The following is a 22,721-nucleotide window of genomic DNA, read 5'->3' as shown; positions in this document are numbered from 1 at the left end:
TAGGATAGGTTAAGTCACACTAGACGTAAATCCTAACTAAGCAAGGGCTACGCTAAAAAAATTCAAAGTATGGAACTATACTTAATTCGTCATGGCATCGCCGAAGACAAGGGATTAGGCATTAAGGATGAGGAACGCAGCCTTACCAAAGAAGGAAGGCAAAAAACTGAGAAAGTTGCCCAGAAACTTGTTAAATTGGGTTTAAGCTTTGATTTGATTCTCACCAGCCCCTTAGCGCGGGCCCGCCAAACGGCTGAAATCCTTATAGAAGAAAAATTAAGCTCCCAGTTAGAGGAATCTAGCCACCTCGCCCACGATGGTCAAATTTCTAATTGGCTAAAAGACTGGTTAAAACCGAGAAATTATTCCCAAAATACCCAACTGGCGCTGGTTGGACACGAACCTGATTTGACCAGTTGGGCAGAAATTCTCCTGTGGGGAGAAGTCAAAGAAAACTTAGTATTGAAAAAAGCAGGTATGATTGGGATAAAACTACCAGAAACAGGTTCTCCTGTGGGTCGGAGTCAGATGTTTTGGTTGACACCACCCAAATACCTGCTATAACAGTTTTCCAACATTTTCGATTGTTGTTAGAACGGCTACTGTTATGGCGACAATAAATTTCTGGTAAGTTAGCTTGATCAGATATTTCAAAAAGCAAATGGTGGTGCCATGATGGTGTGCGAATACAAGCCTGGTTTAGAAGGCATTCCCGCCGCTCAATCAAGTATCAGCTATGTTGATGGGCAAAAAGGAATACTAGAATATCGTGGCATCCGGATTGAAGAACTAGCAGAAAAAAGTACATTCCTAGAAACTGCTTATCTCTTAATCTGGGGTGAACTGCCAAGCAAGGAAGAACTGGAAGTATTTGAACATGAAGTTCGTTACCACCGGCGGATAAAATACCGCATTCGGGACATGATGAAATGCTTTCCAGAAAGCGGTCACCCAATGGATGCCCTACAAGCCTCTGCTGCTGCTTTAGGTTTGTTTTATTCACTCCGGGATTTACATAATCCTGCCTACATTCGAGATTCCGTGGTGCGCCTGATAGCAACCATTCCGACAATGGTGGCGGCGTTCCAACTGATGCGAAAAGGCAATGACCCGGTACGTCCCCGTGATGACTTAGACTATTCGTCCAACTTTCTATACATGCTCGATGAGAAAGAACCCGATCCTTTAATGGCGCGGATTTTTGATATCTGCTTGATACTTCAAGTCGAGCATACAATGAATGCTTCTACCTTCAGTGCCAGGGTGACAGCTTCTACCTTAACTGATCCTTACGCTGTGGTTGCTAGTGCTGTGGGAACTTTGGGTGGGCCCCTGCATGGTGGAGCCAATGAAGAAGTAATTCAGATGTTGGAAAAAATTGGCTCTGTAGAAAATGTTCGTCCCTACATACAGCATTGTCTAGAAACTAAATCTAAGATTATGGGCTTTGGACATCGTGTGTATAAAGTAAAAGACCCACGAGCCATAATTTTACAAGGACTAGCAGAACAGCTGTTTGAAAAGTTTGGGCATGACAAATTCTATGATATTGCCCTAGAAATGGAACAAGTGGTAGGAGAAAAACTCGGTAGCAAAGGAATTTATCCTAATATTGACTTTTACTCCGGTTTGGTGTATAGGAAGATGGGAATTCCCACAGACTTGTTTACACCAATATTTGCGATCGCTCGCGTTGCCGGTTGGCTAGCCCACTGGAAAGAACAACTAGCAGAAAACCGGATTTTCCGTCCTACCCAGGTTTATAACGGTTTGCACGAAGTTACTTATACTCCCATTGACCAACGGTAATTGGGTATTGGGCATTGGGCATTGGGCATTGGGAAGAGGACTTGGGGACAAGGAGAATTGGGGACAAGGGGAAAGACTTGTTTCAAGTTCTCACCTCTTGTCCCCTTGTCCCCTTGTCCCCTTGTCTCCCCTACCCCCTGCCCCCTGCCCCCTGCTCCCATTCCCTCTGCTCCCCTTGTCCCTTGAATAGCCAATCCCAATGCCAACCATAAGTAGAAGTTCTCATATCGCTTCAGAGGGCTAAAACCATCCAAGGATATACTAGGCATGGGAATTAGCGACAAATCTTCAATCAAGCATCATCTGGGCAAAAATTAAAAATGGGTGAATTTACAGGTATTAATTTAACTAATAGTTGTAACTCACCATGACTCGATGTCTTAAAGAGCGGAAACATGAACTCAGGAATTGACCTCCAAGGAACTTTTATTGAATCCCTCCGGGATTTAGGTTTACCAGCAGGAACAGCCAAAGCAATTTGGATGCCCCTGCCAATGATACTGATGCTGATTGGGGCAACAGTGGGGGTATTAGTTGCTACTTGGCTAGAACGGAAAATTTCCGCCTCCGCACAGCAGCGAATTGGGCCAGAATACCAGGGGCCTTTTGGGTTGCTGGTACCTGTAGCTGATGGTTTGAAGCTGGTATTTAAAGAAGATATAGTACCAGCCAAGTCTGACCCCTGGCTGTTTACTCTCGGCCCCATTATTGTTGTAATTCCGGTTTTTCTGTCGTTCCTGATCGTTCCCTTTGGGCAGAATATCGTTATTAGCAATGTGGGCATGGGCGTATTCTTGTGGATTGCCTTGTCAAGCATTCAACCCATTGGCTTGCTGATGGCTGGCTATGCATCTAATAACAAATACTCCCTTTTAGGGGGCTTGCGGGCAGCAGCGCAATCTATTAGCTATGAAATTCCTTTAGCGCTGGCGGTGTTAGCGATCGCTATGATGTCTAACAGCCTCAGCACCGTTGATATTGTCAATCAACAATCTGGCTACGGCATTTTGGGCTGGAACATTTGGCGACAACCAATCGGTTTTCTGATCTTTTGGATAGCCGCTCTAGCTGAATGCGAACGATTACCCTTTGACTTACCTGAAGCGGAAGAAGAAATCGTTGCGGGTTATCAGACTGAATACTCAGGTATGAAATTCGGTCTGTTCTACCTGGGTTCCTACGTTAACTTGATCCTTTCTTCCTTACTAGTAGCAATTCTCTACCTGGGCGGTTGGGACTTTCCTATTCCCCTCAACCTCATCGCTGGTTGGCTGGGAGTCAGTGAATTAAATCCCGTATTCCAGATAGTAACTGCTTCTTTGGGAATCACGATGACCGTCTTCAAAGCCTATTTACTAGTGTTTGTCGCCATCCTGTTGCGCTGGACAGTGCCACGGGTACGGATTGACCAACTGTTAGATTTAGGATGGAAGTTTTTGTTACCAGTTGGTTTGGTTAATCTTCTATTAACCGCCGCTCTGAAACTAGCCTTTCCCTTCGCTTTTGGTGGTTAGTCATTAGTCGTTAGTCATTAAGTCATTAGTCATTAGTCATTAGTCATTAGTGAATAACAAAGGAAAAATGACCAAGGACAAAGGATAAATGACTAATGACCAAGGGCAAAAGACAAGGGATAAATAACGCTGATAGCTTAAAAAGAGAGAGTGAACCAAAAATGCTCAAGTTCCTGAAACAAGTTGGTGATTACGCCAAAGAAACGGTACAGGCTGCACGTTACATTGGTCAGGGGCTTTCTGTCACATTCGACCACATGCGGCGGCGACCAATTACCGTACAGTATCCTTACGAGAAACTGATTCCTGGCGAACGGTTTCGCGGTAGGATTCACTTTGAATTTGATAAGTGCATCGCCTGCGAAGTTTGCGTTCGTGTTTGTCCAATTAACCTACCTGTAGTCGATTGGGAATACGACAAAGCCAGCAAAAAGAAAAAACTCAACCACTACAGCATCGACTTTGGAGTTTGTATCTTTTGCGGTAACTGTGTGGAATTTTGCCCTACTAACTGTCTATCCATGACAGAAGAGTATGAGCTTGCCACTTACGATCGCCATGAATTGAACTATGACAGCGTAGCGCTAGGTCGTCTGCCCTATAAGGTAACAGATGATCCAATGGTTACACCACTGCGCGAACTAGTTTACCTACCCAAGGGTGTCCTCGAACCCCACGGACTACCCGCCGATGCACCACGTGCAGGTGCGCGTCCAGAAGACCTGGTAGAACAAACAGAAAAATAAATGTAATTTGTCATTTGTCCATTGTCATTTGTCCTTTGTTATTTGACCAATGACTAATGACCAATGACTAATGACCGACTAATGACCAATGATCAATGACCAATGACTAAGGACAAAAAACAGTGAATCTAGCAGAAGGAGTACAGTTAGTATCACTTGGCATACTGGGCGTGATGATGATTGGGGCAGCCATTGGTGTGGTGCTGTTCTCTAGCATTGTCTATTCTGCCTTTATGCTGGGGGGTGTATTCATCAGTATTGCGGGAATCTACCTCTTGCTAAATGGTGATTTTGTTGCATCGGCACAAATACTAATTTATGTTGGGGCGGTTAACGTGCTGATTTTGTTTGCCATTATGTTGGTGAACAAGCGTCAAGATTTTGTCGCATTTCCCAACTCTTGGGTGCGTAAATTACTTACTGGTCTAGTCAGCGTAGGATTGTTTGGTCTTTTAAGTACAATGGTGCTGGCTACTCCTTGGGCTTACTCAACTACTCCTGTAGTGGGTGGTGAAAGCTCAATAGTTGTAATTGGAGAGCATTTTTTCACTGACTTTTTACTACCTTTTGAACTGGCTTCCATTTTGCTGCTAATAGCGATGGTAGGAGCAATTATTTTGGCACGTCGTGAGTATTTGCCAGATCAATTGACACGATCCAATGTGGGGCAAACTGTTTTGACTTTACAAGAACGCCCCAGAGAATTAGTATCAACAACCAGCGAAACAAAAGAGTAATATTTGCGACCTGAATCGCAGATAAACAGCCAGTTTTTTCAGGAGGGATACCCAAATTCATGCAACTCCAGTACTTTTTATTACTAGCAGCAGCTTTATTCTGCATCGGCATCTACGGTTTAATTACTAGCCGCAACGCTGTGCGGGTGCTGATGTCAATTGAATTACTGCTCAATGCTGTTAATCTGAATTTAATGGCATTTTCCAACTTCCTCGACTCAACATTAATTAAGGGTCAGGTTTTCACAGTATTTGTGATTACCGTGGCCGCGGCCGAGGCGGCGGTGGGTTTAGCGATCGTGCTTGCCATTTATCGCAACCGCGATACCGTCGATATGGAGCAGTTCAATCTCCTGAAGTGGTAACTGTGCGTGCAACTCAAGCAGGTAATCATTGCTTATAAAGCGCGGGATGCCCGGAGTAAACAATGGGCAGAAATCTGTGCTAAACAACTAGAAAGCCGCGAGTGCCAGGTGTTGATGGGGCCGAGCGGGCCAAAAGACAACCCTTATCCAGTCTTTTTGGCTTCGGCGGCTCAACCAATCGATCTCGCCTTGGTACTTGGTGGCGATGGTACTGTTTTAACTGGTGCCAGACATTTAGCCCCAGCTGGTATCCCTATTCTGGGAGTGAATGTGGGAGGCCATCTGGGGTTTTTAACTGAGTCGGTGGAAGAATTTCAGGATACAGAGAAAGTTTGGGATCGGCTGTTTGAGGATCGCTATGCTATCCAACGACGGATGATGTTACAAGCTGCCGTGTATGAGGGTCACGGGTCTAATTTAGAACCAGTGAGTGAGCGTTACCTGGCTTTGAATGAATTTTGTGTCAAACCCGCCTCTGCTGACCGAATGATAACCTCAATTCTAGAAATGGAAATCGATGGTGAGGTAGTCGATCAGTATGTTGGGGATGGGTTGATTATTTCGACTCCCACAGGTTCTACTGGTTACACCGTTTCTGCTAATGGGCCGATCATGCACGATGGTATGGAGGCGCTTACCATCACTCCCATTTGTGCAATGAGCCTTTCTAGTCGTCCACTCGTTTTACCCCCTGGTTCTGTGGTGAGTATTTGGCCTTTGGGGGATTACGATTTGAGTACTAAACTGTGGACAGATGGGGTTTTGGGAACTTCAATTTGGCCTGGACACCGTGTTGATGTGCGGATGGCAGAGTGTCGGGCTAAATTTATTATTTTGCGCGAGAACAATTCCTACTATCAGACGCTACGGGAGAAGTTGCTTTGGGCTGGTACAAGGGTTCACTACAACAATAATCACCGTAATTAATTAAGTATTTTAGAGTGCATCTACCGCAGATTGCGATCGCCTACGGCGGGTAGGCGATGTCTACGACGGGCTACGCCTACGCAACCAAAACCATCCAAGCCCCTAGATTCATCTAGGGGCTTTCCCCATTCTGCTGAGACTTATGGCAAAAGCCTATCTCCTTGTCCTTTTATTTGACTTGTATTTATAGCCTATATCAAAGGAAAATTTTGTATCTTATTGCCAGATTTTTTAGTAATTAATGTCCATAATAAAAGCACTATACCTCTAATCCAAAAGAGCAAGAAAGCTCTCTAGAGGTTATTTTATCGAAAACTGTCTCAATCACGCTTCGACACATTAGTGCATAATGTGAACTATTTGTATAGTGCCTAAATCATAGTAGGATATTTTCGCAAATCTAGGTAGGAAGATAGATGGAAGTTTCTGGATGCAACATCAATTACTCAGTGAATCCTCTTCCCTCTTTTGAAGATTTTCCCATACTTCAAACTGAAAAATATACCCTACGGCTGGCTTCAACCGAAGAAGAATTAGAATCAATCTTTCGGTTACGCTTTGAAGTTTTTAATCTAGAACTAGGCTTGGGATTTTCTGCTTCTAACTTTACGCAGATGGATATAGATAAGTTTGATGCAGTTTGCCATCATTTAATCATGATTTCCAAACAAACGGGTAAAACCATTGGAACTTATCGGATGCAAACCTATACAATGGCTTCTCAAAGACTAGGCTTTGATGCTGCCGATATATTTAATCTTAATGCAATTCCTAATTCTGTGCTTCAGGCATCAGTTGAAGTTGGGCGTGCATGTATAGCTAAAGAATATCGCAACAGTCAGGCACTTTTACTATTATGGAAAGGGCTAGCAAATTATCTGATCTGGAGTAAAAATCAATACTTCTTTGGCTGTGCATCATTACTAACGCAATCTCCTTCGCAAGCTACTTGCACTTATAATTATTTTCAGAACAATGGCTTGATGCATCCAAGTATTTTAGTTTATCCAAATTCACAATCTTGTCTAGAACTGCCTCAAAATTGTCCAGACTCGTGTAATGTGGAAATTCCTAAAATTTTGCAGGCATACTTGAATATTGGAGCTAAAATATGCAGTATTCCCGCTATCGACCGACACTTTAAAACTATTGATTTTTTAACCATATCTAATACCAAAGACTTTGCTAGATGGCGTTATCAAATATTGTAAAAATTATCTTTAGTCCTAACATCCTTTGGGATGTGTAATGAACAGACTTAGATATAACTCGTAATTACGAATTACGAATTATGATGATGGGCGTAGCTGCGACACTTCATCTAGTAGTGCGCCTGACTGGATTATTTTAGATAAAATATTGGGAAAACTACTTATGCGCCACCTCAAATTTGCTCCGAGTTGGTTGCGATTTTTAATTATTTTCTTATTGACAATGGGTATATTGTTTCGCTTTTTTAACCTTGATACCAAGGTTTACTCTCATGATGAAACCTATACCTCATTGCGAATTTCTGGTTATACAAGAACTGAAGCACAAAACAAACTATTTAATGGTAGCGTCATTGGCAAAGAAAGTTTTGCTCAGTTTCAAGGGGTAAATCAAAAAAGCTTAAATGACACAATCATGACTTTGGCGAAAGAAGATTCTTTGCATCCACCGCTTTATTACATAATAGCCAGATTATGGTTGGAAGTTTTTGGTAATTCGGTGACGGCAATCAGAAGTTTATCTGCTTTAATCAGTTTGCTGGTTTTCCCTGGTGTTTATTGGCTATGTCGAGAATTATTTAATGTGCCGCTATTGGTTCCTGGTGTAGCGATCGCACTTATGGCAATTTCTCCAATTCAACTAGTATACGCCCAAGAAGCACAAGAATATATTCTCTGGTTAGTCACCATATTACTATCTAGCGCTTCTTTGCTGCGAGCAATGCGCCTGGAATCACAAGATCAAGATCAGCTAGCAAAACAACGACAACAGCCAGAAACATTTACTATCTGGAGTATTTATGCAGTAACTTTGGCAATCAGTCTTTATACATTTCTTTGGAGTGCATTTGTTGCAGTTGCTCACGGAATTTATGTTATTACTACTGCCAGATTCCAGTTCTCTTCAACTGTCAGAACTTATCTTATAGCATCATTGATAGGTTTTTTAGCATTCATGCCTTGGCTTGTAGTTGTAATAGGTGATTTTTTCCAATTTTTGATTTCAGCAGATAAGGCAACACCACAATCATCTTTGATGCCTAGATTTGAATTTTTGTTAATGCAATTAAGCCGAATATTTTTTGATATAAACCTGAGTTCAGATAATGAATTTAACTATTTGATTGGATTAATTTGTTTCATATTTGTAGGATATTCAATTTATTTCCTTTGCCAAACAACTAACTATAAAGTTTGGTTATTTATCATTATATTAATTGTCGTGCCAGCACTGCCTCTAATACTGCCAGATTTAATGGTTGAGGGTATACAATCATCTGAACCATATTTCATACCATCTTATTTAGGGATTCAAGTAGCTGTTGCTTACTTGCTAGGTACACAAATATATAATGAGAGCGTGTCACGCCATAATATTTGGTATGCAATCGTCGGACTGGTAATTATTTGTGGTTTAATTTCTTGTAAGGTTAATTTTCAAGCAGAAACTTGGTGGAATAAGGGTATAAGCTATGGCAATCCCAAAGTTGCCCAAATCATCAATCTGACTACTCGCCCACTTTTGATTAGTGATGCTTTAGGTAATAATTATGGAAATGTCTTTTCTCTAAGCTATCTTTTGGAGCCAAAGGTACAATTTCTGTTGGTTCAAAATCAAAAAATTCCTAAAATTCCTGATAAGTTTGCTGATGTTTTTTTATTCAATCCTTCAGACAGTTGGCGCGAAACGATAGAAAAAAAATATAATTTGAAAACAGACATTGTTTATAGTGACAAATATTATTCGATTTGGAAATTAGCTAAACCTCGCAGTGTACGCCAACGTGATATTTTCCGCAAGGCGAAATTATCCAATCGTTGACTATCTGGTTATGAGACAAGTTTACTTTTTAAAGAGTTATTGTTCAAAAAGTATTTACACTTTTACTTGCTTAAAATTAGCTAAAAACAACAAAAATAAATATTCAACAGATTCTTATCTAAAATTAATTTAAGTAGTACTACGATGCTTTAAATTGTCATTTAAGGTTAATTTGATGATTAATTTAAAGGTGTTATATGGGAATAGCAGATTTTCTTGGTCTTTTACATCCAGCGATCGCAATCATATTCGTGTTTCCACTGATTGGGACAGTGATTAATTTTGCTTGGCAAACACGCCAACGCCGATTGCAAATTTTAGCCGGCAGTAAGAGCAAAATTCCTCCAGTAGTGGGTGTAGAACATAAGCAATTAGGTGAAAGACTAACAAGTGCGGTTGTCGGATTAACTTTAATCGGATTAAGCTACCCTATTGGTAAAAATATTATTAAAAATCAATTATGGAATAAAGCACCTTTTCAAGTTGTTTTTATCCTATTAATATTAGCTGCTACTATCGCCTCTTTAGTATTTCTTTATCGGGCAAAGCAGCGAGTGTGGCGGGCAGCTTTTGCTACTTTAACTGGTGCAGGTTTAGTCATATTAGGCTGTCAAGATGGAGTATTTCGCCGTACCAATGAGTGGTATTGGTCACATTATTATATTGGTATTACCGCAGCACTGCTAATGATTTTTTCGTTAGCTATTGTTCAAGATATTTATCAAGATAAATCCAATCGTTGGCGGATTGTCCATACGATTTTAAACTGCATTGCTTTGTTGCTATTTATTGGACAAGGTATGACAGGAACGCGAGATTTATTAGAAATTCCTTTAAGTTGGCAAGAACCCTATATTTATCAGTGTGATTTTGCTAATAAAACTTGTCTAGCGCCAAATTCTCAATTACCAAAGTGAACTAAGGGATTTCCAATAAATCAATTATCCAATTCCTCAATATCTAAGAGGATGTTTTAAAAGTCCTCTGGTCGGTAGCAAAACCTTTTAGATCCCCCTAAATCCCCCTTAAAAAGGGGGACTTTGATTCCGGTTCCCCCCTTTTTTAAGCTACTGTGTATACACAAGTCCTAAAATCCTTGCCTGGTAAGATACAAGCCTTAGTAGGCAAGGTTTTGAATCGAGTAAGCTAATTATCAATAGTGCCAGCTTATTAATAGAGGTTTAACGGAAAATCAAGGATTTTAAAAATAATTTTCCGTTCTTTTGTGTCCATGTGATTCCCAACTCAACTTGTGTATACACGGTAGCCTTGGAAAGGGGGGTTAGAGGGGATCAACAAGTGCCTAAAATTACAGTCAACCACTTTTAAAACATCCTCTAAGATTTCGCAGTCTACAATTAGTGGCGGGTTTGAATCCCCCACTCAAAGATTGCTGGATTCTGGATTCTTCTTCAACGAAGAGGCAGGGGGAATGAGACATTGGGAATTGGGCATAAATGAAGAGACAGGGAAGATGGAGAAGACTTGTCCCCCTTGTTCCCCTTGTCCTCCTACTCCCTGCCTCCTTGCTTCTTTTTTAAGCAATATTATCTACAAGCCGATCGCGAATTGTTTTAAGTTGGTCTTGAGTCTTAATTGGCTCTCGTGGTGCTGGCAGTTCTGTATTAGGCCAGTTAGGCAAACTATTACAGGGACATAACAATGCCGGCATCCCGACATTTCGCGCGGCTACTGGCATACTGCAACGACCACAAGGAACCATATCCCATGCTGGTGTCAACAATTCAGCAATGGTTTCTTGCGTACCCTCTAAATGACAATCACCTGATTCAGGCGCAATAATTTTCTGCCAGCACTCTTCAAATTCTTCACTATAGCGATCGCCATTTAGCACCGATTTGGGCAAAATGCTTGCCTTCCCGTTGCCCGTAATCACTTTCTTACCCAACTGAAACCAGTAGGCAAGGTATCCTCTAACTTCTTGTTTGGTTGCCATAAGACAATTTTAGATTTTAGATTTTGGATTAATTTGAATCAATAGTTAAGAATCTTGACTTCTGAATACTCCAGCATCCTTTCTGGCTGGCAATGGCGAACCAAGGACACTGAGATTGAGAACATGACCACCAGTTACTAAATAAACAGTTTCACTAAGGGCAGCTAGTTGGCGCACTAAAGAACCCAAGCGATCGCGGAACATCCTCCCAAGAGGATAAGCTGGTACTACACCCCAACCCACCTCTTCTGCTACAAACAGCACATCAGCAGCAACTAGCTCCACTGTCTCTAATAACTCTACAACGATATTTTCCCAGCTAGATTCGTCCTCTTCTAAAAGATTAGCAACCCAAGTTCCTAAAGAATCTACTAAAAGGCAGTTATAGGGTTTAGCATCGGCGAGGGTAGCAGATAGTTCTATAGGTACGGATAGAGTTACCCAATCTTGAGGACGGCGTTGTTGGTGTTCTAAAATGCGTTGATGCCATTCTTGGTCATCTGTGTTATCGGTCGCTGTTGCTACGTAAACAACTGCTTTCCCTGACTCCATAGCCAGAGTTTCCGCCCATTCACTTTTACCAGATCGTGCTGGCCCTGTTACTAAGATGATTTTACCCAAAGTTGTTTTCTGAGTATTTTAACAATAAGTAGCTAGTTGCAATTTATCACCACAGTTTTTACTTTATCAGCGAGATTTTTGGTTTCAAATAACTTTTAAGGGATAAAATTAGCACCAATATCATTAATGTCACAACTGGCAAAAGCCGAAAATCCCAACAACCCCATTCTTAATGATTCAACAAGAGGCAGGGGGCAGGGGGAAAAGGAGCAAGGGGAAATGATCCCTGCTCCCTGCTGTGGAGCTTCCCCCACAACAACCAAGTGTGGTTCTAGTTCTATTGGGTCGAATCCCCATTTGAATTATCCCCCCCTGCTCCCTGCCCCCCTGCCTCTTCTTCAACACTATTGGGGACAGCAAAATTTAGGATGTCTTTCTTTATGAACGCAGGCTTAAAACGCATAGAAGCAACTCTACACGATTTAGGGAATCGCGGCACTGCCCCTGCCGCCGAAGCAACTGATTCGACGACAAAACGGCCTTTTTCTTTTAGAATCAGTGTCGGAGCCAACGAATCCACAGAAAGTACACAAACTCCATCATCTCAGGAAGAACAAACAGTTGAATTGGGTGTAGATACTGAGAGTGATTATCCCCCTGAACAGAATTTCTTTCCTCACTATGACTCTGTGCAGACCTTTCAAACACAAGAGAATGGGGGCAAAACACCCAGCTTACCCAAGTTGAAAACTCCAAGTTTTAGTAACCATCGCCACGGAGCAAATCCAGCGTTGGCGATGAATCTATTACAAGAAATTCAGGAAACTGTTGCTGGTTGGCAAATAGAACTGCAAAATATTTTGAACCAAATTCAGGATATTTACTTAGAAGGGCCAATTGTCAATGGCTGGTTAGAATCCAATCCCAGCGAACCAGAACCGGGAGGAACCGCAACACTGCGCCATGCAGAAGTTGACCGCTTGATGAACTATGTAGAAGAAATTTGCGCTACTGGTGGGAAAGTATCTTATAAATCATCAATTACTGGCTACCGCCTCTGTGGTGTAGACGATGCTGGTAAAGTCTGGTCACGCCCATGTCCAGCAGATCAGGTTGCTAATGTTAGTATGGCGATCGCACGTTACCAAAAGTTACGTCAACTGTTGGGGCGTAAGCAATCTTTAGAAACCCGCCTGAGTCAACTGGCCCAAACACTTGTAGTTTTACACAGTCATATTCAACAAACATGAAGTTTTAAAGATTATTTCCGAAGAAACTCGGTTGGTGGGTCGGTAATTTTTGGTTTAGATTAACTCTCAGCAGGTATGTGTTGGATTTAAGATTTTTATCTAAAATCCCAAATCTCAAATCCAAAATAAAATCTATGCCAGATACCCAAATCTCTGCCATTATCTGTACCCACAATCGAGATACCTATTTAGGGGCTGCAATTGATAGTCTTTTAGCGCAGGATTTTGCTGCTGACTTTGAAATTGTGGTAGTTGATAATGGATCTAGCGATCGCACTCGTGAGGTTGTAGAACAAAGGGCCCACAATCCGCACCTGAAGTATGTATTTGAACCCACTATCGGTTTATCTGTCGCCCGCAACACAGGCGCAAAAGTAGGTAGTGGCAACATTCTGGCTTATCTGGATGACGATGCTGTTGCTAGCCCTGGGTGGCTACAAGTTTTATATTTTGCCTATTACAATAATTCTAAACTAGCGATCGCAGGTGGCAAAGTCACTCTCTTATGGCCCCCAGGAATCGAACAACCACGATGGCTATCTCCAGGGCTAGCTGCAAATCTGGGTGCATACGACTTGGGTGACAGTAACATCTACATCGAGCAACCTGGCTTAACACCCAGAGGCTTAAATTATTCCATCCGCCGTAGTTTCCTAGAAGAAATTGGCGGTTTTGATCCTCATCTCGGTCGAGTGGGGAAAAATCTATTATCAAATGAAGAACTGCAAATGACCGAATTTGCCCTACAGCGTGGTTGGCAAGTTGCTTATCTTCCTGAAGCGCTGGTTGCTCACAATGTTGCCCCAGAACGCCTACAACGCACTTGGTTTTTAAATCGAGGCTGGTGGCAGGGTATCAGTGAATGCTATCGAGAACAACTCGCTGGTAAAGCTGGAATCGCTCAATTGCAGCGAGGTAGCGAACGGTTTGTGCGTGGCTTGTATAAAGCATTGCAATATTTTTCTGATCCAGCAGAACGGTTTGACAAACTTGTATATGCTTACGGTCAGATTGGTTACTTAAATGCAGCTATTCAAGGTCTTTTATCCACATCAAATAAGAAATAACCAATAACATAATTTATACTGATATGTCATCTAAAATACCAGTTTCTGTATTAATTCCAGCAAAAAATGAACAAGCAAACTTACCAGCCTGCCTTGCTAGCCTCAGCAGAGCAGATGAAATATTTGTAGTAGATTCTCAAAGTACAGATAACAGCATTGAAATTGCGAAAAGCCACGGTGTCAATGTTGTGCAATTCAACTTCAATGGACGTTGGCCCAAAAAGAAAAATTGGTCTTTAGATAATCTACCTTTCCGTAACGAATGGGTGCTAATTGTAGATTGCGATGAGCGCATCACTCCCGAACTGTGGGAAGAAATTGACCAAGCAATTCAAAATCAGGAATATACAGGTTATTACCTCAATCGCCGTGTCTTTTTCTTAGGAAAATGGATTCGTTATGGTGGGAAATATCCCGATTGGAATCTTCGTTTATTTCAGCATAAAAAAGGTCGCTACGAAAACCTACATACAGAAGATATTCCTAATACTGGCGACAACGAAGTTCACGAACATGTAATTTTGCAGGGCAAAGTTGGGTATCTCAAAAATGATATGCTTCACGAGGACTTCCGCGATCTTTATCACTGGCTAGAACGGCACAATCGTTATTCCAACTGGGAAGCCAGCGTTTATTTTAATATTCTCACAGGTAAAGATGATAGCGGCACCATCGGCGCGAATCTATTTGGTGATGCAGTGCAACGTAAGCGCTTTTTGAAAAAAGTGTGGGTACACCTGCCATTTAAACCCATTTTACGGTTTGTTTTATTTTATATAATTCAACGCGGTTTTTTGGATGGCAAAGCTGGATATATTTATGCACGCTTGCTGAGTCAATATGAATATCAAATTGGCGTTAAACTTTACGAATTACGTAATTGTGGTGGTCATTTAAATACTGCAACTACCCCAAAGGCAGAAGCAGGGGAGCAGGAGAGCAGAGGAGCAGAGGTAAAGCTATTGACTATTGACTCATAACTAATGACAAATGACAAATGACAAATGACAAATGACCAACCTTTTGTAGATTTACGCAAATATGACCAATCTTGGTTTGATCGGGGACGGCCAAGTTGGTATGTATTATTGTGGTGGCTTGTACAAGCGATCGCATTTCCCCTTACTCCTCAACCGTTAAATATTCTGCGTTGTGCTTTGCTACGACTATTTGGCGCTCGTATCGGCAAAGGTGTATTAATTCGACCCACCGCCCGCTTCACCTATCCTTGGAAAGTTACCATTGGCAACTACAGTTGGATTGGAGATAACGTAGTTTTTTACAGCCTCGATCAGATCCACATCGGTGAACACTGCGTAGTTTCCCAAAAAAGTTACCTGTGTACTGGTAGTCACGATCTCCAAGATCCTGCTTTTGGGTTAAAAACAGCGAGTATCACTATTAACAATGGTGCATGGGTAGCAGCAGATTGTTTCGTTGGGCCGGGAGTGCAAATCGGCGCTAATGCTGTGATTGGCGCTCGTAGTACTGTTTTGACGAATATGCCTTCTGGACAGGTTTGTTGGGGAAGCCCCTGTCGTCCTAAGACAAGTCGCATAAAACTGGATACCCCTACAACCCCGTGATTTTATAGATAAAGATAGTAAAGTAGCCCAGCTAGCTGGGCTACCTTAAATTTTCTACATATTTTATTTATAACGGTTCTCAATTGCATAAAATATAGACCAATAAGGTTCAGTTAAGGCTAAAACTCTAAAGTCGATTGTTTATAACCTAGATGCAAAGCGGTAAGCCAGTCCGGTGGACGGGTTCCCCGGCATACCGTAGGGCTTACCGCAGGCTACCGCCATCGCGCAGCGTCTCGCAGAGAAGGAGACAAAAGATGCAAAAAAAAAGAAGAAATACTTAGCTGAACTGTATTGACCTATAAGCTCTGCTTTATATAGGCATTTTCTGGAGTAGGCATTTTCTGGAGATAGTTTACTTTTAATTAAATCTTTTTGCTTTCTAGTCCAAAATTCGTGCATATCTAAAAAATTTGGCAGAAGATATGATGCACCAAATCAGCCAGGAGATAGCCTAATTAGCAAAATTTTTTCTCATTCCCACAAGTGAGAGTCACCCAAATGTGTAAAAGTATAAACTGTTATTGCGATCGCCTTTGGCGTTCTTGCAAAGTACCTAATAAAATGGAGGGTTCATTTAGCATCTTGTTAGAGAATTAATCGCAATAACAATATATCATCTTGGTCAATTTGCTTGCATTGGAATGCTCCGGAAGAATTAGGTGATGAAGTCCCCTTTGCCAACCATGTTCGTCAACTTGCCAAAGATTTTAAATATCAACAAATGCGATAAATTTAAAACAAATTTAATAGGAGGCAAGCATGAATTTTAACAAAGATGAAAGGAATGTCATTTTAATAGTTGATGATGCCCCTATTAATTTAGAGATATTATTCAAGCTTTTGGAGTATTACGGCTTGAAGGTTTTAGTATCTGAAGATGGAATGAATGCCATTGAAATTGCAGAGAATGCCTTACCTGACCTAATCTTATTGGATGTATTAATGCCAGGAATTGACGGCTTTGAAACTTGTAGACTTTTGAAAACAAATCCAGCTACTCAAGATATTCCAGTAATATTTCTAACTGCCATAACCGATAAGATAGATCAAGTCAAAGGTTTGAATCTTGGGGCAGTAGATTACATAACTAAACCTCTAGAACATAAAGAGGTTTTAGCTAGGGTAAATATCCATTTACGTTTACGAAACCTCACAAAAAAACTCACAGAGCAAAATAAACGTTTAGAAATAGAAATCTTTGAGCGCCAGCGAGTAGAAGAAGAACTGCGATGTCATTCAGCTGCATTAGATGAGTGGAACAATCGCTACCAAGCACTAATTCAAGCGAGTGGTCAAATTCTCTACGACTGGTACTTGGATACCAACGATATTAAATATGGTGGCAATGTAGAGCAAATATTAGGTTACTCTATGCCTGAGATGTTAGGAGGTTTGAAGCGTTGGTTAGAGTTAGTTCATCCTGATGATAGAAAATTCTTCAATGAAGAGATTAACCGCGTTTTATCCGCAAAAGAGCGATTCCACCTTGAGTTTCGCGTCGCTCGCAAAGATGGCACTTATATCACAGTTGAAAATAACGGGTATATCTTTTTAGACTCTACAGGCAAAGTTGCTCGGATGGCGGGCTTTGTAATTGATATTACCGAACAGCAAGCTGTGCTACATGAACGCAAAAATGCAGAACAAAAAATTCGTGAGCAAGCAGCTTGGCTCGATATCACCACAGACGCAATTATCGTTCAAGATTTGGTTAACAAAATTCAATTTTGGAATAAAGGGGCTGAACATCTGTACGGTTGGATGGCAGAAGAAGCATTGAGCAAGAATGCCAATCAGTTTTTGTATCAAAAGCAAAGTTTTGGCCAACTCAAAAACATCCAGAAAACTTTAGTTGAACATGGTTCGTGGCAAGGTGAGTTATATCAAGTTACCAAACAAGGCCAAGAGATTATCGTTGCTAGCCGATGGACACTGGTAAATGATAATGAGGGACAAGCTAAATCCGTCCTAATTGTCAACTCCGACATTACAGAGAAAAAACAACTTGAAGCGCAGTTTCTCCGCGCCCAGCGAATGGAGAGCCTTGGCACTCTAGCAAGTGGTATCGCCCACGATCTTAACAATGCACTAACACCTATGTTGATGGCAGTGCAACTTTTAGAGGCACAGCTTCCAGATGAAAAAAGTCAGCAATGGCTAACAATTATGAAAACAAATGTTAAACGCACCGCAGATTTAGTTAAACAAGTGTTATGGTTTTCACGCGGCTCTGTAAGTAACTTTAAAACCTTACAGGTACGGTATTTGATTTCAGAAATTGAAAATATTATTAAGCAAACATTTTCCAGAGCTATTGAAATCCGTATTGATGTTTCTGAGCAAAACTTATGGAATATCTTTGGTGATGCTACTCAGTTACACCAAGTGCTAATGAACCTATGTATAAATGCTCATGATGCCATGCCTAATGGCGGTATCCTAAAGATTTCTGCGAAGAATTTCTGGGTTGATAGTCACTACGCCAAAATGAATATTGATGCTAAGGTAGGTTCTTATGTAATGATTAGCGTCTGTGATACAGGCATAGGAATTAAGAGAGAAATAGTAGATAGAATTTTTGAGCCATTTTTCACAACCAAAGAAGTCGGAAAAGGCACAGGGCTTGGTCTTTCAACAGTGCTTGGGATTATAAAAAGCCATTTCGGTTTTGTGAATGTAGTGACTGACGTGGGCAAAGGCACAGAGTTTCAAGTTTGCTTACCCGTCACGCAAACAATGGAGACAGATAGTAAATTAGCTGGAGATGAATTACCACCGGGGCATGGAGAATTGATTCTCGTTGTTGACGATGAAGATTCAATTCGAGAGGTTACTCAAACCTGGTTAGAAAAAAATTCCTATAAAGTTATAGTAGCTAGTGATGGTATTGATGCAATCGCACTATATACAGAATATCAACAAGAAATTAGTGTAGTCTTGATTGATATGATGATGCCAAACATGGATGGGCCAACAACCATCAATGTATTGAAAAAAATTAATCCAGAGATCAAAATTATTGGTGTTAGTGGATTAGCTTCCAATCATGAAATGATTAAAATCCTTGGTAATAGTGTCAAAACCCTTTTGTCCAAGCCCTACACCTCAAGCGACTTGTTAAGAAATTTACAGATGGTGATTAATACAAAGTAGAGTTTGTCATTTGTCATTTGTCATTTGTCATTTGTCATTCGTCATTGGTTATTTCTACCTCATCTCCCATTCCCCATTCCCCAGTGCCCATGAGTGGTAATATATTCTCATGGCTGCTCTAATCCTTGCTATTGATGAACAAACTATTGGATGAAACGCTGTCAATCAAAACTGCTGAACGCATAAACAGCAGAGCTAGCACTCCGTTTGATAATGCCTACAAAGCAGCATTATCTACTGAGGGAGCAAGGTATGTCCAAGGATTTTTAACTTTTGTGGGAAAGCCATACAGGCCGATTGAACACAGTTGGATTGAACTAGGCGATGCTTCTGAGGTACGCATTATCGATCCCACATTACCGCACCTGAACAAAAATCCCCAAGAACTCTGGTATTTTGCGGCACAAAGGCTAACGGTTAAAAAATTGAAAGCCATCATTGAAGAATCGAAAGAAGATTATCCAGAAGATGAACCATTACCAATCTATGGCGATCCACCTTATGAATATTATGGTGATGTGATGTTGGGTGGTCAGGACTATTTGGCAGCATATCAAGCCGCAGAAGCTAAGTGCAAAGAAATCAACAAACTCAACCCAGAGAGAAACTAAATAATTCGTAATTCGTAATTACGAATTATTTAATAGGATTTACCATCGCTGCCAAAGTATTCCCTATAGCCACAAATTTTGTCTCCACGCACATCAAAAGAAACCGCTACCCGATTTTTGTAAAGCTGTCCAAACAAAAGTCCCTCATCTCGAAACTCAAAAACAGCCGTTGTTTCATTGCTAGTAACACGGTCTAAACCAGTCAGGTTCAAACCAGGGTTGAAGGCTTCAAAAACGTACTCGAAAAATTCTCTAGCTCGCTGTTTACCGACATTCAAACCGTGGAATTTACCCATTGGAAACCAAAGGGTAAAATCTTCTGTGAGCATATCTAACAATGCTTCCCACTCTCCAGTTGCCATACCATACGTAAGATGCTCAAATGCCTTTCGAGCAACTTTTAAAGTATTTTCTGAGTCTTGTGTCATTCTCACCCACCCTAACTAGATATAGACTAATGTTGTGTGACTTAAAACCTCACAACTACTTTGCCACAATTCTGACCACGCAAGAGATATTCTACAGCTTCGGGTATTGATTCTATGCCTTGAAACTGTGTTGGTTCATGTATAACAGGTAAAAGATGCGATCGCCTGCCTTTGCTATATATTCATAAAATCTCATATTCACTCGATAATAATGTTAATCTTCCCCACCCAGACACAGGTATTAAAATGAACAATAACATCTCTACAGGGCGCAAACATGTAGAAACTGAAGAATCACTCAACTCAGTTCTTAACTTTCCACAAGTGCCTTTTAATGTAGAAAACTTTTTTATTGGTAAACATGGTACTGCACAGGTTCTATCCGTCAACGAAAGTACAGGTGAATCTACACAGCGAGTCGTCCTGAAAAAGGGTTGGAGCGCACCGATTGGTCATTTTACTACTGATGTGGAAATTTTTGTGTTAACCGGCACACTTTGCCAAGGTGGGTTTAGACTACGCAATCTCAGTTACTCTTTCATCCCCGATGGCATACCTACTGGCCCTTGGAAAACGGAAGAAGACACCATCATCTTGTGGATGCCAAATGCTACCCCCACTTATATCACAGAAGACTACGCAAGCCTTGAGCAAATCCCGGAAACTTCTGTATATCATGTGAATATGCAGACCCATGAACGGATGACTGAGTATGTTCCTTTGCAAGAACTCCACGCGATGAAATGGGAAAGCACAACCTTTTTACCTCCTGGTTCAGCACGTAAAAGCCTGTATACCAATAAAAAAACCGGACGCGCCACGTGGATTTTAGGCTTAGTACCGATGTGGACTGAAGGCAATTTTTATGCTGGTCATCCTACTACTGAGGAGGCTTATGTCATCAGTGGAGATGTGCTTGGACATTGGTCTATGAGCGATGATCCTTTTAATAGACGCTATACGGCAATGTGCAAAGATGGCTATTACTGGCGACCAGCACACATTCCACACGGCCCGTTCTGGACAGAAAGCGGAGCATTACTTTTGTTTCGCACGAATGACCGCCTAGACTGTTATTGGATACTGCATAACCCAGATATTACTCAACAAGATCAGGCACGTCTCCAGGCTGCACTCGATCGCAACAAATCCCACTCCTGAAAATACAATCAGCAAGCAGGGTAAGTAATTAGGCGATCGCGATATACTTATCCCACAAGTGAAAATAACCTTTAGACAATAAAGGATCTGCTAGAAGTTACATCAGAATTGGGGACAAGTTCATGTATAGTCGGTATACCTTGACATAAGCGATATCCACAGGTATTCAACAATGACAGATGCGTTAGGGTGGCGCAAAAAATTTGGCGTGCTTGCGCCCAGCACAAACACGATCGTCGAACCAGATTTTCATGCAATGGCGGTACGAGGTGTTACATCCCACATGTCCCGGATTCATATTCGCGACCAGGACTTGAGTAGTGACGAAAAGATGGTGCGTATTCTAGAGCAGATCGACAACGAAATTTTCTTCGCGGTTGATCGTGTGATGACAGCTGGTATCGACTACTTGATCATGGCAATGAGTGCCGAGACTTTTTGGGAAGGACTTAAGGGGAACAGAGCGTTTGTGAAACGGCTTGAGGATTATACTGGTCTTGGAGTGGCTGCGGGTGGCTCGGCGTGTCAGGCGGCTCTCGAAGCGTTCAAAGTAAACAAGATCGCCGTCATCACCCCTTATCAGGCTGTAGCTGACGACAGATTATGCGGCTTCTTCAGTGATATTGAGGTAGAGGTCGTCCGGTTGAAAGGACTACGTTGTCCTACTGCAATAGCGATCGCTGAAGTCTCCGAAAATGATCTTCGCAACTATCTTCAAGAACTTGATGGTGATGACGTAGATGCGATCGTGCAGATGGGTACCAATTTGAGTATTCTCCAGCTTGCCGACGAAGCGGAGCGGTGGCTCGGAAAGCCGGTTATTGCCATTAATGCGGCAATTTGGTGGTATGCCTTACGACATAACAACATCCAAGATCGAGTGTACGGGTATGGGAGACTCTTGAGAGAATTTTGAAAATGGCGAATTATCCTTCCTAAGCAGTTTGAAGATCATAATTAAGCTTATAAAGCTTTATCCCACTCTAACTGATGAGCTAAACCATATTTGATAAAATCTTCTTCTTTAGCTTTATCGCTTTTACCAAAAACACCTAAACTGTAAGGATTATCTTGCATCCGTTGTGTGACTTGCTCTTTCTCAAATCGGATCACTTCATCTCTAGGCTTATCCGGTTTAAAAAAGTCTACAACCAAAACAGTTCTATCATAATTAGTGTAATTATGTGGACAGTGGGGATAGCTATGATCTAAAACCAGGAATTTTCCTTCATGCCAATAAAGTTGCTCGTGGCATATTTTCATAGCCACATCTCCCTCTGGAACTATTAATCCCAAATACCCACGATTTGTATGAGGGTTATAGTTTACATGCAGCTTAATATCTAATCCCGGATGGAATGTACCATAATAGACGTTTCTGATGATATCATCATCAATAAAATTCACATTTTTTATCAAATTAGCTAAATTTGGAAAATACTTCTCTCTTAATAAAAGTGCTTTTTTTGAAGCCTCATCTGGCCCATAATCAGGATATTGTATTTGATAAGTTTGAATATATTGTTCAATAAAAAGACCTTGAAATAAAATACCAAAAGCGCTGTATTTTGCATTACCCTTGGTTTTAATCGTTTTACTTTTAGGCCCCAGAATATCGTAAGTTAACTTTAGCTCTTCATCAGATGCCTGGTTAATAAAGCGTTTAAATTCTTCTCTAATCACTTGCCAGTTATCTTCAAAGATTTTGAGAAAAGTAAATTGATTTGGGTCTATATTATATTCATTAAAGCTTTCCATTGTTTTTTCTCCTGAAGATGATTTCATAAAAAACCGTTATATATAATGATAGGAT

Annotated in this window: 23 protein-coding genes; 18 read left to right on the top strand and 5 right to left on the bottom strand. The window is 41.2% G+C overall.

What is annotated here, in order from left to right; translation table 11 throughout:
* The first annotated feature begins 69 nt into the window (after positions 1-69).
* The gene (gene sixA, locus H6G86_RS06035) at positions 70-564 is read left to right on the top strand and encodes a phosphohistidine phosphatase SixA (protein WP_190933565.1); all 495 of its coding nucleotides are present in this window, start codon (positions 70-72) and stop codon (positions 562-564) included.
* A gap of 108 nt (positions 565-672) precedes the next feature.
* Entirely contained in the window at positions 673-1,809 is a 1,137-nt protein-coding gene (locus tag H6G86_RS06030; protein ID WP_190933564.1) for a citrate synthase, read from the top strand.
* Here H6G86_RS06030 and H6G86_RS06025 read toward each other — a convergent pair.
* The gene (locus H6G86_RS06025; RefSeq protein WP_190933563.1) at positions 1,785-2,078 is read right to left on the bottom strand and encodes a hypothetical protein; all 294 of its coding nucleotides are present in this window, start codon (positions 2,076-2,078) and stop codon (positions 1,785-1,787) included. The two genes, H6G86_RS06030 and H6G86_RS06025, sit on opposite strands and share 25 nt — an antisense overlap.
* Before the next feature lie 126 nt (positions 2,079-2,204).
* Between H6G86_RS06025 and nuoH the strand changes: the two genes are divergently transcribed.
* From nuoH to H6G86_RS05985, 8 genes are all read left to right on the top strand, one after another.
* On the top strand, positions 2,205-3,323 hold the full coding sequence (gene nuoH, locus H6G86_RS06020) for an NADH-quinone oxidoreductase subunit NuoH (protein WP_069070629.1): 1,119 nt from the start codon (positions 2,205-2,207) through the stop codon (positions 3,321-3,323).
* Between the two features lie 161 nt (positions 3,324-3,484).
* On the top strand, positions 3,485-4,069 hold the full coding sequence (gene ndhI / locus H6G86_RS06015) for an NAD(P)H-quinone oxidoreductase subunit I (RefSeq protein WP_099102630.1): 585 nt from the start codon (positions 3,485-3,487) through the stop codon (positions 4,067-4,069).
* 122 nt (positions 4,070-4,191) lie between these two features.
* Positions 4,192-4,806 (top strand): NADH-quinone oxidoreductase subunit J, encoded by a 615-nt coding sequence (locus H6G86_RS06010; RefSeq protein ID WP_190933562.1) that lies wholly within the window; start codon positions 4,192-4,194, stop codon positions 4,804-4,806.
* A 59-nt stretch (positions 4,807-4,865) separates the two neighbouring features.
* Positions 4,866-5,171, top strand: a complete 306-nt coding sequence (gene nuoK, locus H6G86_RS06005) for an NADH-quinone oxidoreductase subunit NuoK (RefSeq protein WP_006199065.1) — start codon at positions 4,866-4,868, stop codon at positions 5,169-5,171.
* Between the two features lie 6 nt (positions 5,172-5,177).
* On the top strand, positions 5,178-6,098 hold the full coding sequence (locus H6G86_RS06000; protein WP_012411870.1) for an NAD(+) kinase: 921 nt from the start codon (positions 5,178-5,180) through the stop codon (positions 6,096-6,098).
* A gap of 416 nt (positions 6,099-6,514) precedes the next feature.
* Positions 6,515-7,309, top strand: a complete 795-nt coding sequence (locus tag H6G86_RS05995; RefSeq protein ID WP_190933561.1) for a GNAT family N-acetyltransferase — start codon at positions 6,515-6,517, stop codon at positions 7,307-7,309.
* A 163-nt stretch (positions 7,310-7,472) separates the two neighbouring features.
* Positions 7,473-9,131, top strand: a complete 1,659-nt coding sequence (locus H6G86_RS05990) for a glycosyltransferase family 39 protein (RefSeq protein ID WP_190933560.1) — start codon at positions 7,473-7,475, stop codon at positions 9,129-9,131.
* Positions 9,132-9,328: 197 nt separating this feature from the next.
* Positions 9,329-10,048, top strand: coding sequence for a DUF4079 domain-containing protein (locus H6G86_RS05985; RefSeq protein WP_190933559.1), 720 nt, complete (start codon positions 9,329-9,331; stop codon positions 10,046-10,048).
* Positions 10,049-10,668: 620 nt separating this feature from the next.
* On the opposite strand, the gene H6G86_RS05980 is transcribed toward H6G86_RS05985, so the two are convergent.
* Together H6G86_RS05980 and cobU are read right to left on the bottom strand one after the other, a co-directional pair.
* Positions 10,669-11,088, bottom strand: coding sequence for a hypothetical protein (locus H6G86_RS05980; RefSeq protein WP_179073184.1), 420 nt, complete (start codon positions 11,086-11,088; stop codon positions 10,669-10,671).
* A gap of 45 nt (positions 11,089-11,133) precedes the next feature.
* Positions 11,134-11,709: a bifunctional adenosylcobinamide kinase/adenosylcobinamide-phosphate guanylyltransferase gene (gene cobU / locus H6G86_RS05975; protein ID WP_190933558.1), complete on the bottom strand. Its 576-nt coding sequence runs from the start codon at positions 11,707-11,709 to the stop codon at positions 11,134-11,136.
* A 380-nt stretch (positions 11,710-12,089) separates the two neighbouring features.
* Here cobU and H6G86_RS05970 point away from each other — a divergent pair, with 380 nt between their 5' ends.
* The 6 genes from H6G86_RS05970 (at position 12,090) to H6G86_RS05945 (ending at position 19,319) form a co-directional block, all read left to right on the top strand.
* Entirely contained in the window at positions 12,090-12,899 is an 810-nt protein-coding gene (locus H6G86_RS05970; protein WP_190933557.1) for a hypothetical protein, read from the top strand.
* A 134-nt stretch (positions 12,900-13,033) separates the two neighbouring features.
* Positions 13,034-13,966, top strand: a complete 933-nt coding sequence (locus H6G86_RS05965; protein ID WP_190933556.1) for a glycosyltransferase family 2 protein — start codon at positions 13,034-13,036, stop codon at positions 13,964-13,966.
* Positions 13,967-13,989: 23 nt separating this feature from the next.
* Complete coding sequence (locus H6G86_RS05960; RefSeq protein ID WP_190933555.1) at positions 13,990-14,946, top strand: glycosyltransferase family 2 protein; 957 nt, start codon at positions 13,990-13,992, stop codon at positions 14,944-14,946.
* Between the two features lie 24 nt (positions 14,947-14,970).
* Positions 14,971-15,552 (top strand): hormogonium polysaccharide biosynthesis acetyltransferase HpsU, encoded by a 582-nt coding sequence (gene hpsU, locus H6G86_RS05955; RefSeq protein WP_114083470.1) that lies wholly within the window; start codon positions 14,971-14,973, stop codon positions 15,550-15,552.
* A 762-nt stretch (positions 15,553-16,314) separates the two neighbouring features.
* On the top strand, positions 16,315-18,708 hold the full coding sequence (locus tag H6G86_RS05950; protein ID WP_190933554.1) for a hybrid sensor histidine kinase/response regulator: 2,394 nt from the start codon (positions 16,315-16,317) through the stop codon (positions 18,706-18,708).
* Positions 18,709-18,842: 134 nt separating this feature from the next.
* Positions 18,843-19,319, top strand: a complete 477-nt coding sequence (locus tag H6G86_RS05945) for a hypothetical protein (protein ID WP_190933553.1) — start codon at positions 18,843-18,845, stop codon at positions 19,317-19,319.
* A gap of 29 nt (positions 19,320-19,348) precedes the next feature.
* Here the strand turns inward: H6G86_RS05945 and H6G86_RS05940 are convergent, their stop codons facing one another.
* Positions 19,349-19,747, bottom strand: coding sequence for a nuclear transport factor 2 family protein (locus H6G86_RS05940; protein WP_190933552.1), 399 nt, complete (start codon positions 19,745-19,747; stop codon positions 19,349-19,351).
* Between the two features lie 246 nt (positions 19,748-19,993).
* On the opposite strand from H6G86_RS05940, the gene H6G86_RS05935 reads away from it, so the two are divergent.
* Positions 19,994-20,908, top strand: coding sequence for a DUF4437 domain-containing protein (locus H6G86_RS05935; protein ID WP_190933551.1), 915 nt, complete (start codon positions 19,994-19,996; stop codon positions 20,906-20,908).
* Positions 20,909-21,080: 172 nt separating this feature from the next.
* Positions 21,081-21,824: a maleate cis-trans isomerase family protein gene (locus tag H6G86_RS05930; RefSeq protein WP_190933550.1), complete on the top strand. Its 744-nt coding sequence runs from the start codon at positions 21,081-21,083 to the stop codon at positions 21,822-21,824.
* A gap of 47 nt (positions 21,825-21,871) precedes the next feature.
* Here H6G86_RS05930 and H6G86_RS05925 read toward each other — a convergent pair whose 3' ends face one another.
* A complete protein-coding gene (locus H6G86_RS05925) occupies positions 21,872-22,666 on the bottom strand; it encodes an aspartyl/asparaginyl beta-hydroxylase domain-containing protein (RefSeq protein WP_190933669.1) in 795 nt (264 codons plus the stop codon).
* Between the last annotated feature and the right edge of the window lie 55 nt (positions 22,667-22,721).

Source organism: Nostoc sp. FACHB-133, from assembly GCF_014698055.1.
Classification (GTDB): domain Bacteria; phylum Cyanobacteriota; class Cyanobacteriia; order Cyanobacteriales; family Nostocaceae; genus Nostoc.
The sequence above is the reverse complement of the archived record's forward strand: the minus strand, read 5'-3'. Positions and strand labels throughout refer to the sequence as shown.

Bases quoted from the DNA above. Each gene is read 5' to 3' on its own strand.
- sixA (WP_190933565.1), top strand. From the start codon at position 70: ATGGAACTATACTTAATTCGTCATGGCATCGCCGAAGACAAGGGATTA.
- H6G86_RS06030 (WP_190933564.1), top strand. From the start codon at position 673: ATGATGGTGTGCGAATACAAGCCTGGTTTAGAAGGCATTCCCGCCGCT.
- H6G86_RS06025 (WP_190933563.1), bottom strand. From the start codon at position 2,078: ATGCCTAGTATATCCTTGGATGGTTTTAGCCCTCTGAAGCGATATGAG.
- nuoH (WP_069070629.1), top strand. From the start codon at position 2,205: ATGAACTCAGGAATTGACCTCCAAGGAACTTTTATTGAATCCCTCCGG.
- ndhI (WP_099102630.1), top strand. From the start codon at position 3,485: ATGCTCAAGTTCCTGAAACAAGTTGGTGATTACGCCAAAGAAACGGTA.
- nuoK (WP_006199065.1), top strand. From the start codon at position 4,866: ATGCAACTCCAGTACTTTTTATTACTAGCAGCAGCTTTATTCTGCATC.
- H6G86_RS05995 (WP_190933561.1), top strand. From the start codon at position 6,515: ATGGAAGTTTCTGGATGCAACATCAATTACTCAGTGAATCCTCTTCCC.
- H6G86_RS05990 (WP_190933560.1), top strand. From the start codon at position 7,473: ATGCGCCACCTCAAATTTGCTCCGAGTTGGTTGCGATTTTTAATTATT.
- H6G86_RS05985 (WP_190933559.1), top strand. From the start codon at position 9,329: ATGGGAATAGCAGATTTTCTTGGTCTTTTACATCCAGCGATCGCAATC.
- H6G86_RS05980 (WP_179073184.1), bottom strand. From the start codon at position 11,088: ATGGCAACCAAACAAGAAGTTAGAGGATACCTTGCCTACTGGTTTCAG.
- H6G86_RS05970 (WP_190933557.1), top strand. From the start codon at position 12,090: ATGAACGCAGGCTTAAAACGCATAGAAGCAACTCTACACGATTTAGGG.
- H6G86_RS05965 (WP_190933556.1), top strand. From the start codon at position 13,034: ATGCCAGATACCCAAATCTCTGCCATTATCTGTACCCACAATCGAGAT.
- H6G86_RS05960 (WP_190933555.1), top strand. From the start codon at position 13,990: ATGTCATCTAAAATACCAGTTTCTGTATTAATTCCAGCAAAAAATGAA.
- hpsU (WP_114083470.1), top strand. From the start codon at position 14,971: ATGACAAATGACCAACCTTTTGTAGATTTACGCAAATATGACCAATCT.
- H6G86_RS05950 (WP_190933554.1), top strand. From the start codon at position 16,315: ATGAATTTTAACAAAGATGAAAGGAATGTCATTTTAATAGTTGATGAT.
- H6G86_RS05945 (WP_190933553.1), top strand. From the start codon at position 18,843: ATGAACAAACTATTGGATGAAACGCTGTCAATCAAAACTGCTGAACGC.
- H6G86_RS05940 (WP_190933552.1), bottom strand. From the start codon at position 19,747: ATGACACAAGACTCAGAAAATACTTTAAAAGTTGCTCGAAAGGCATTT.
- H6G86_RS05935 (WP_190933551.1), top strand. From the start codon at position 19,994: ATGAACAATAACATCTCTACAGGGCGCAAACATGTAGAAACTGAAGAA.
- H6G86_RS05930 (WP_190933550.1), top strand. From the start codon at position 21,081: ATGACAGATGCGTTAGGGTGGCGCAAAAAATTTGGCGTGCTTGCGCCC.
- H6G86_RS05925 (WP_190933669.1), bottom strand. From the start codon at position 22,666: ATGGAAAGCTTTAATGAATATAATATAGACCCAAATCAATTTACTTTT.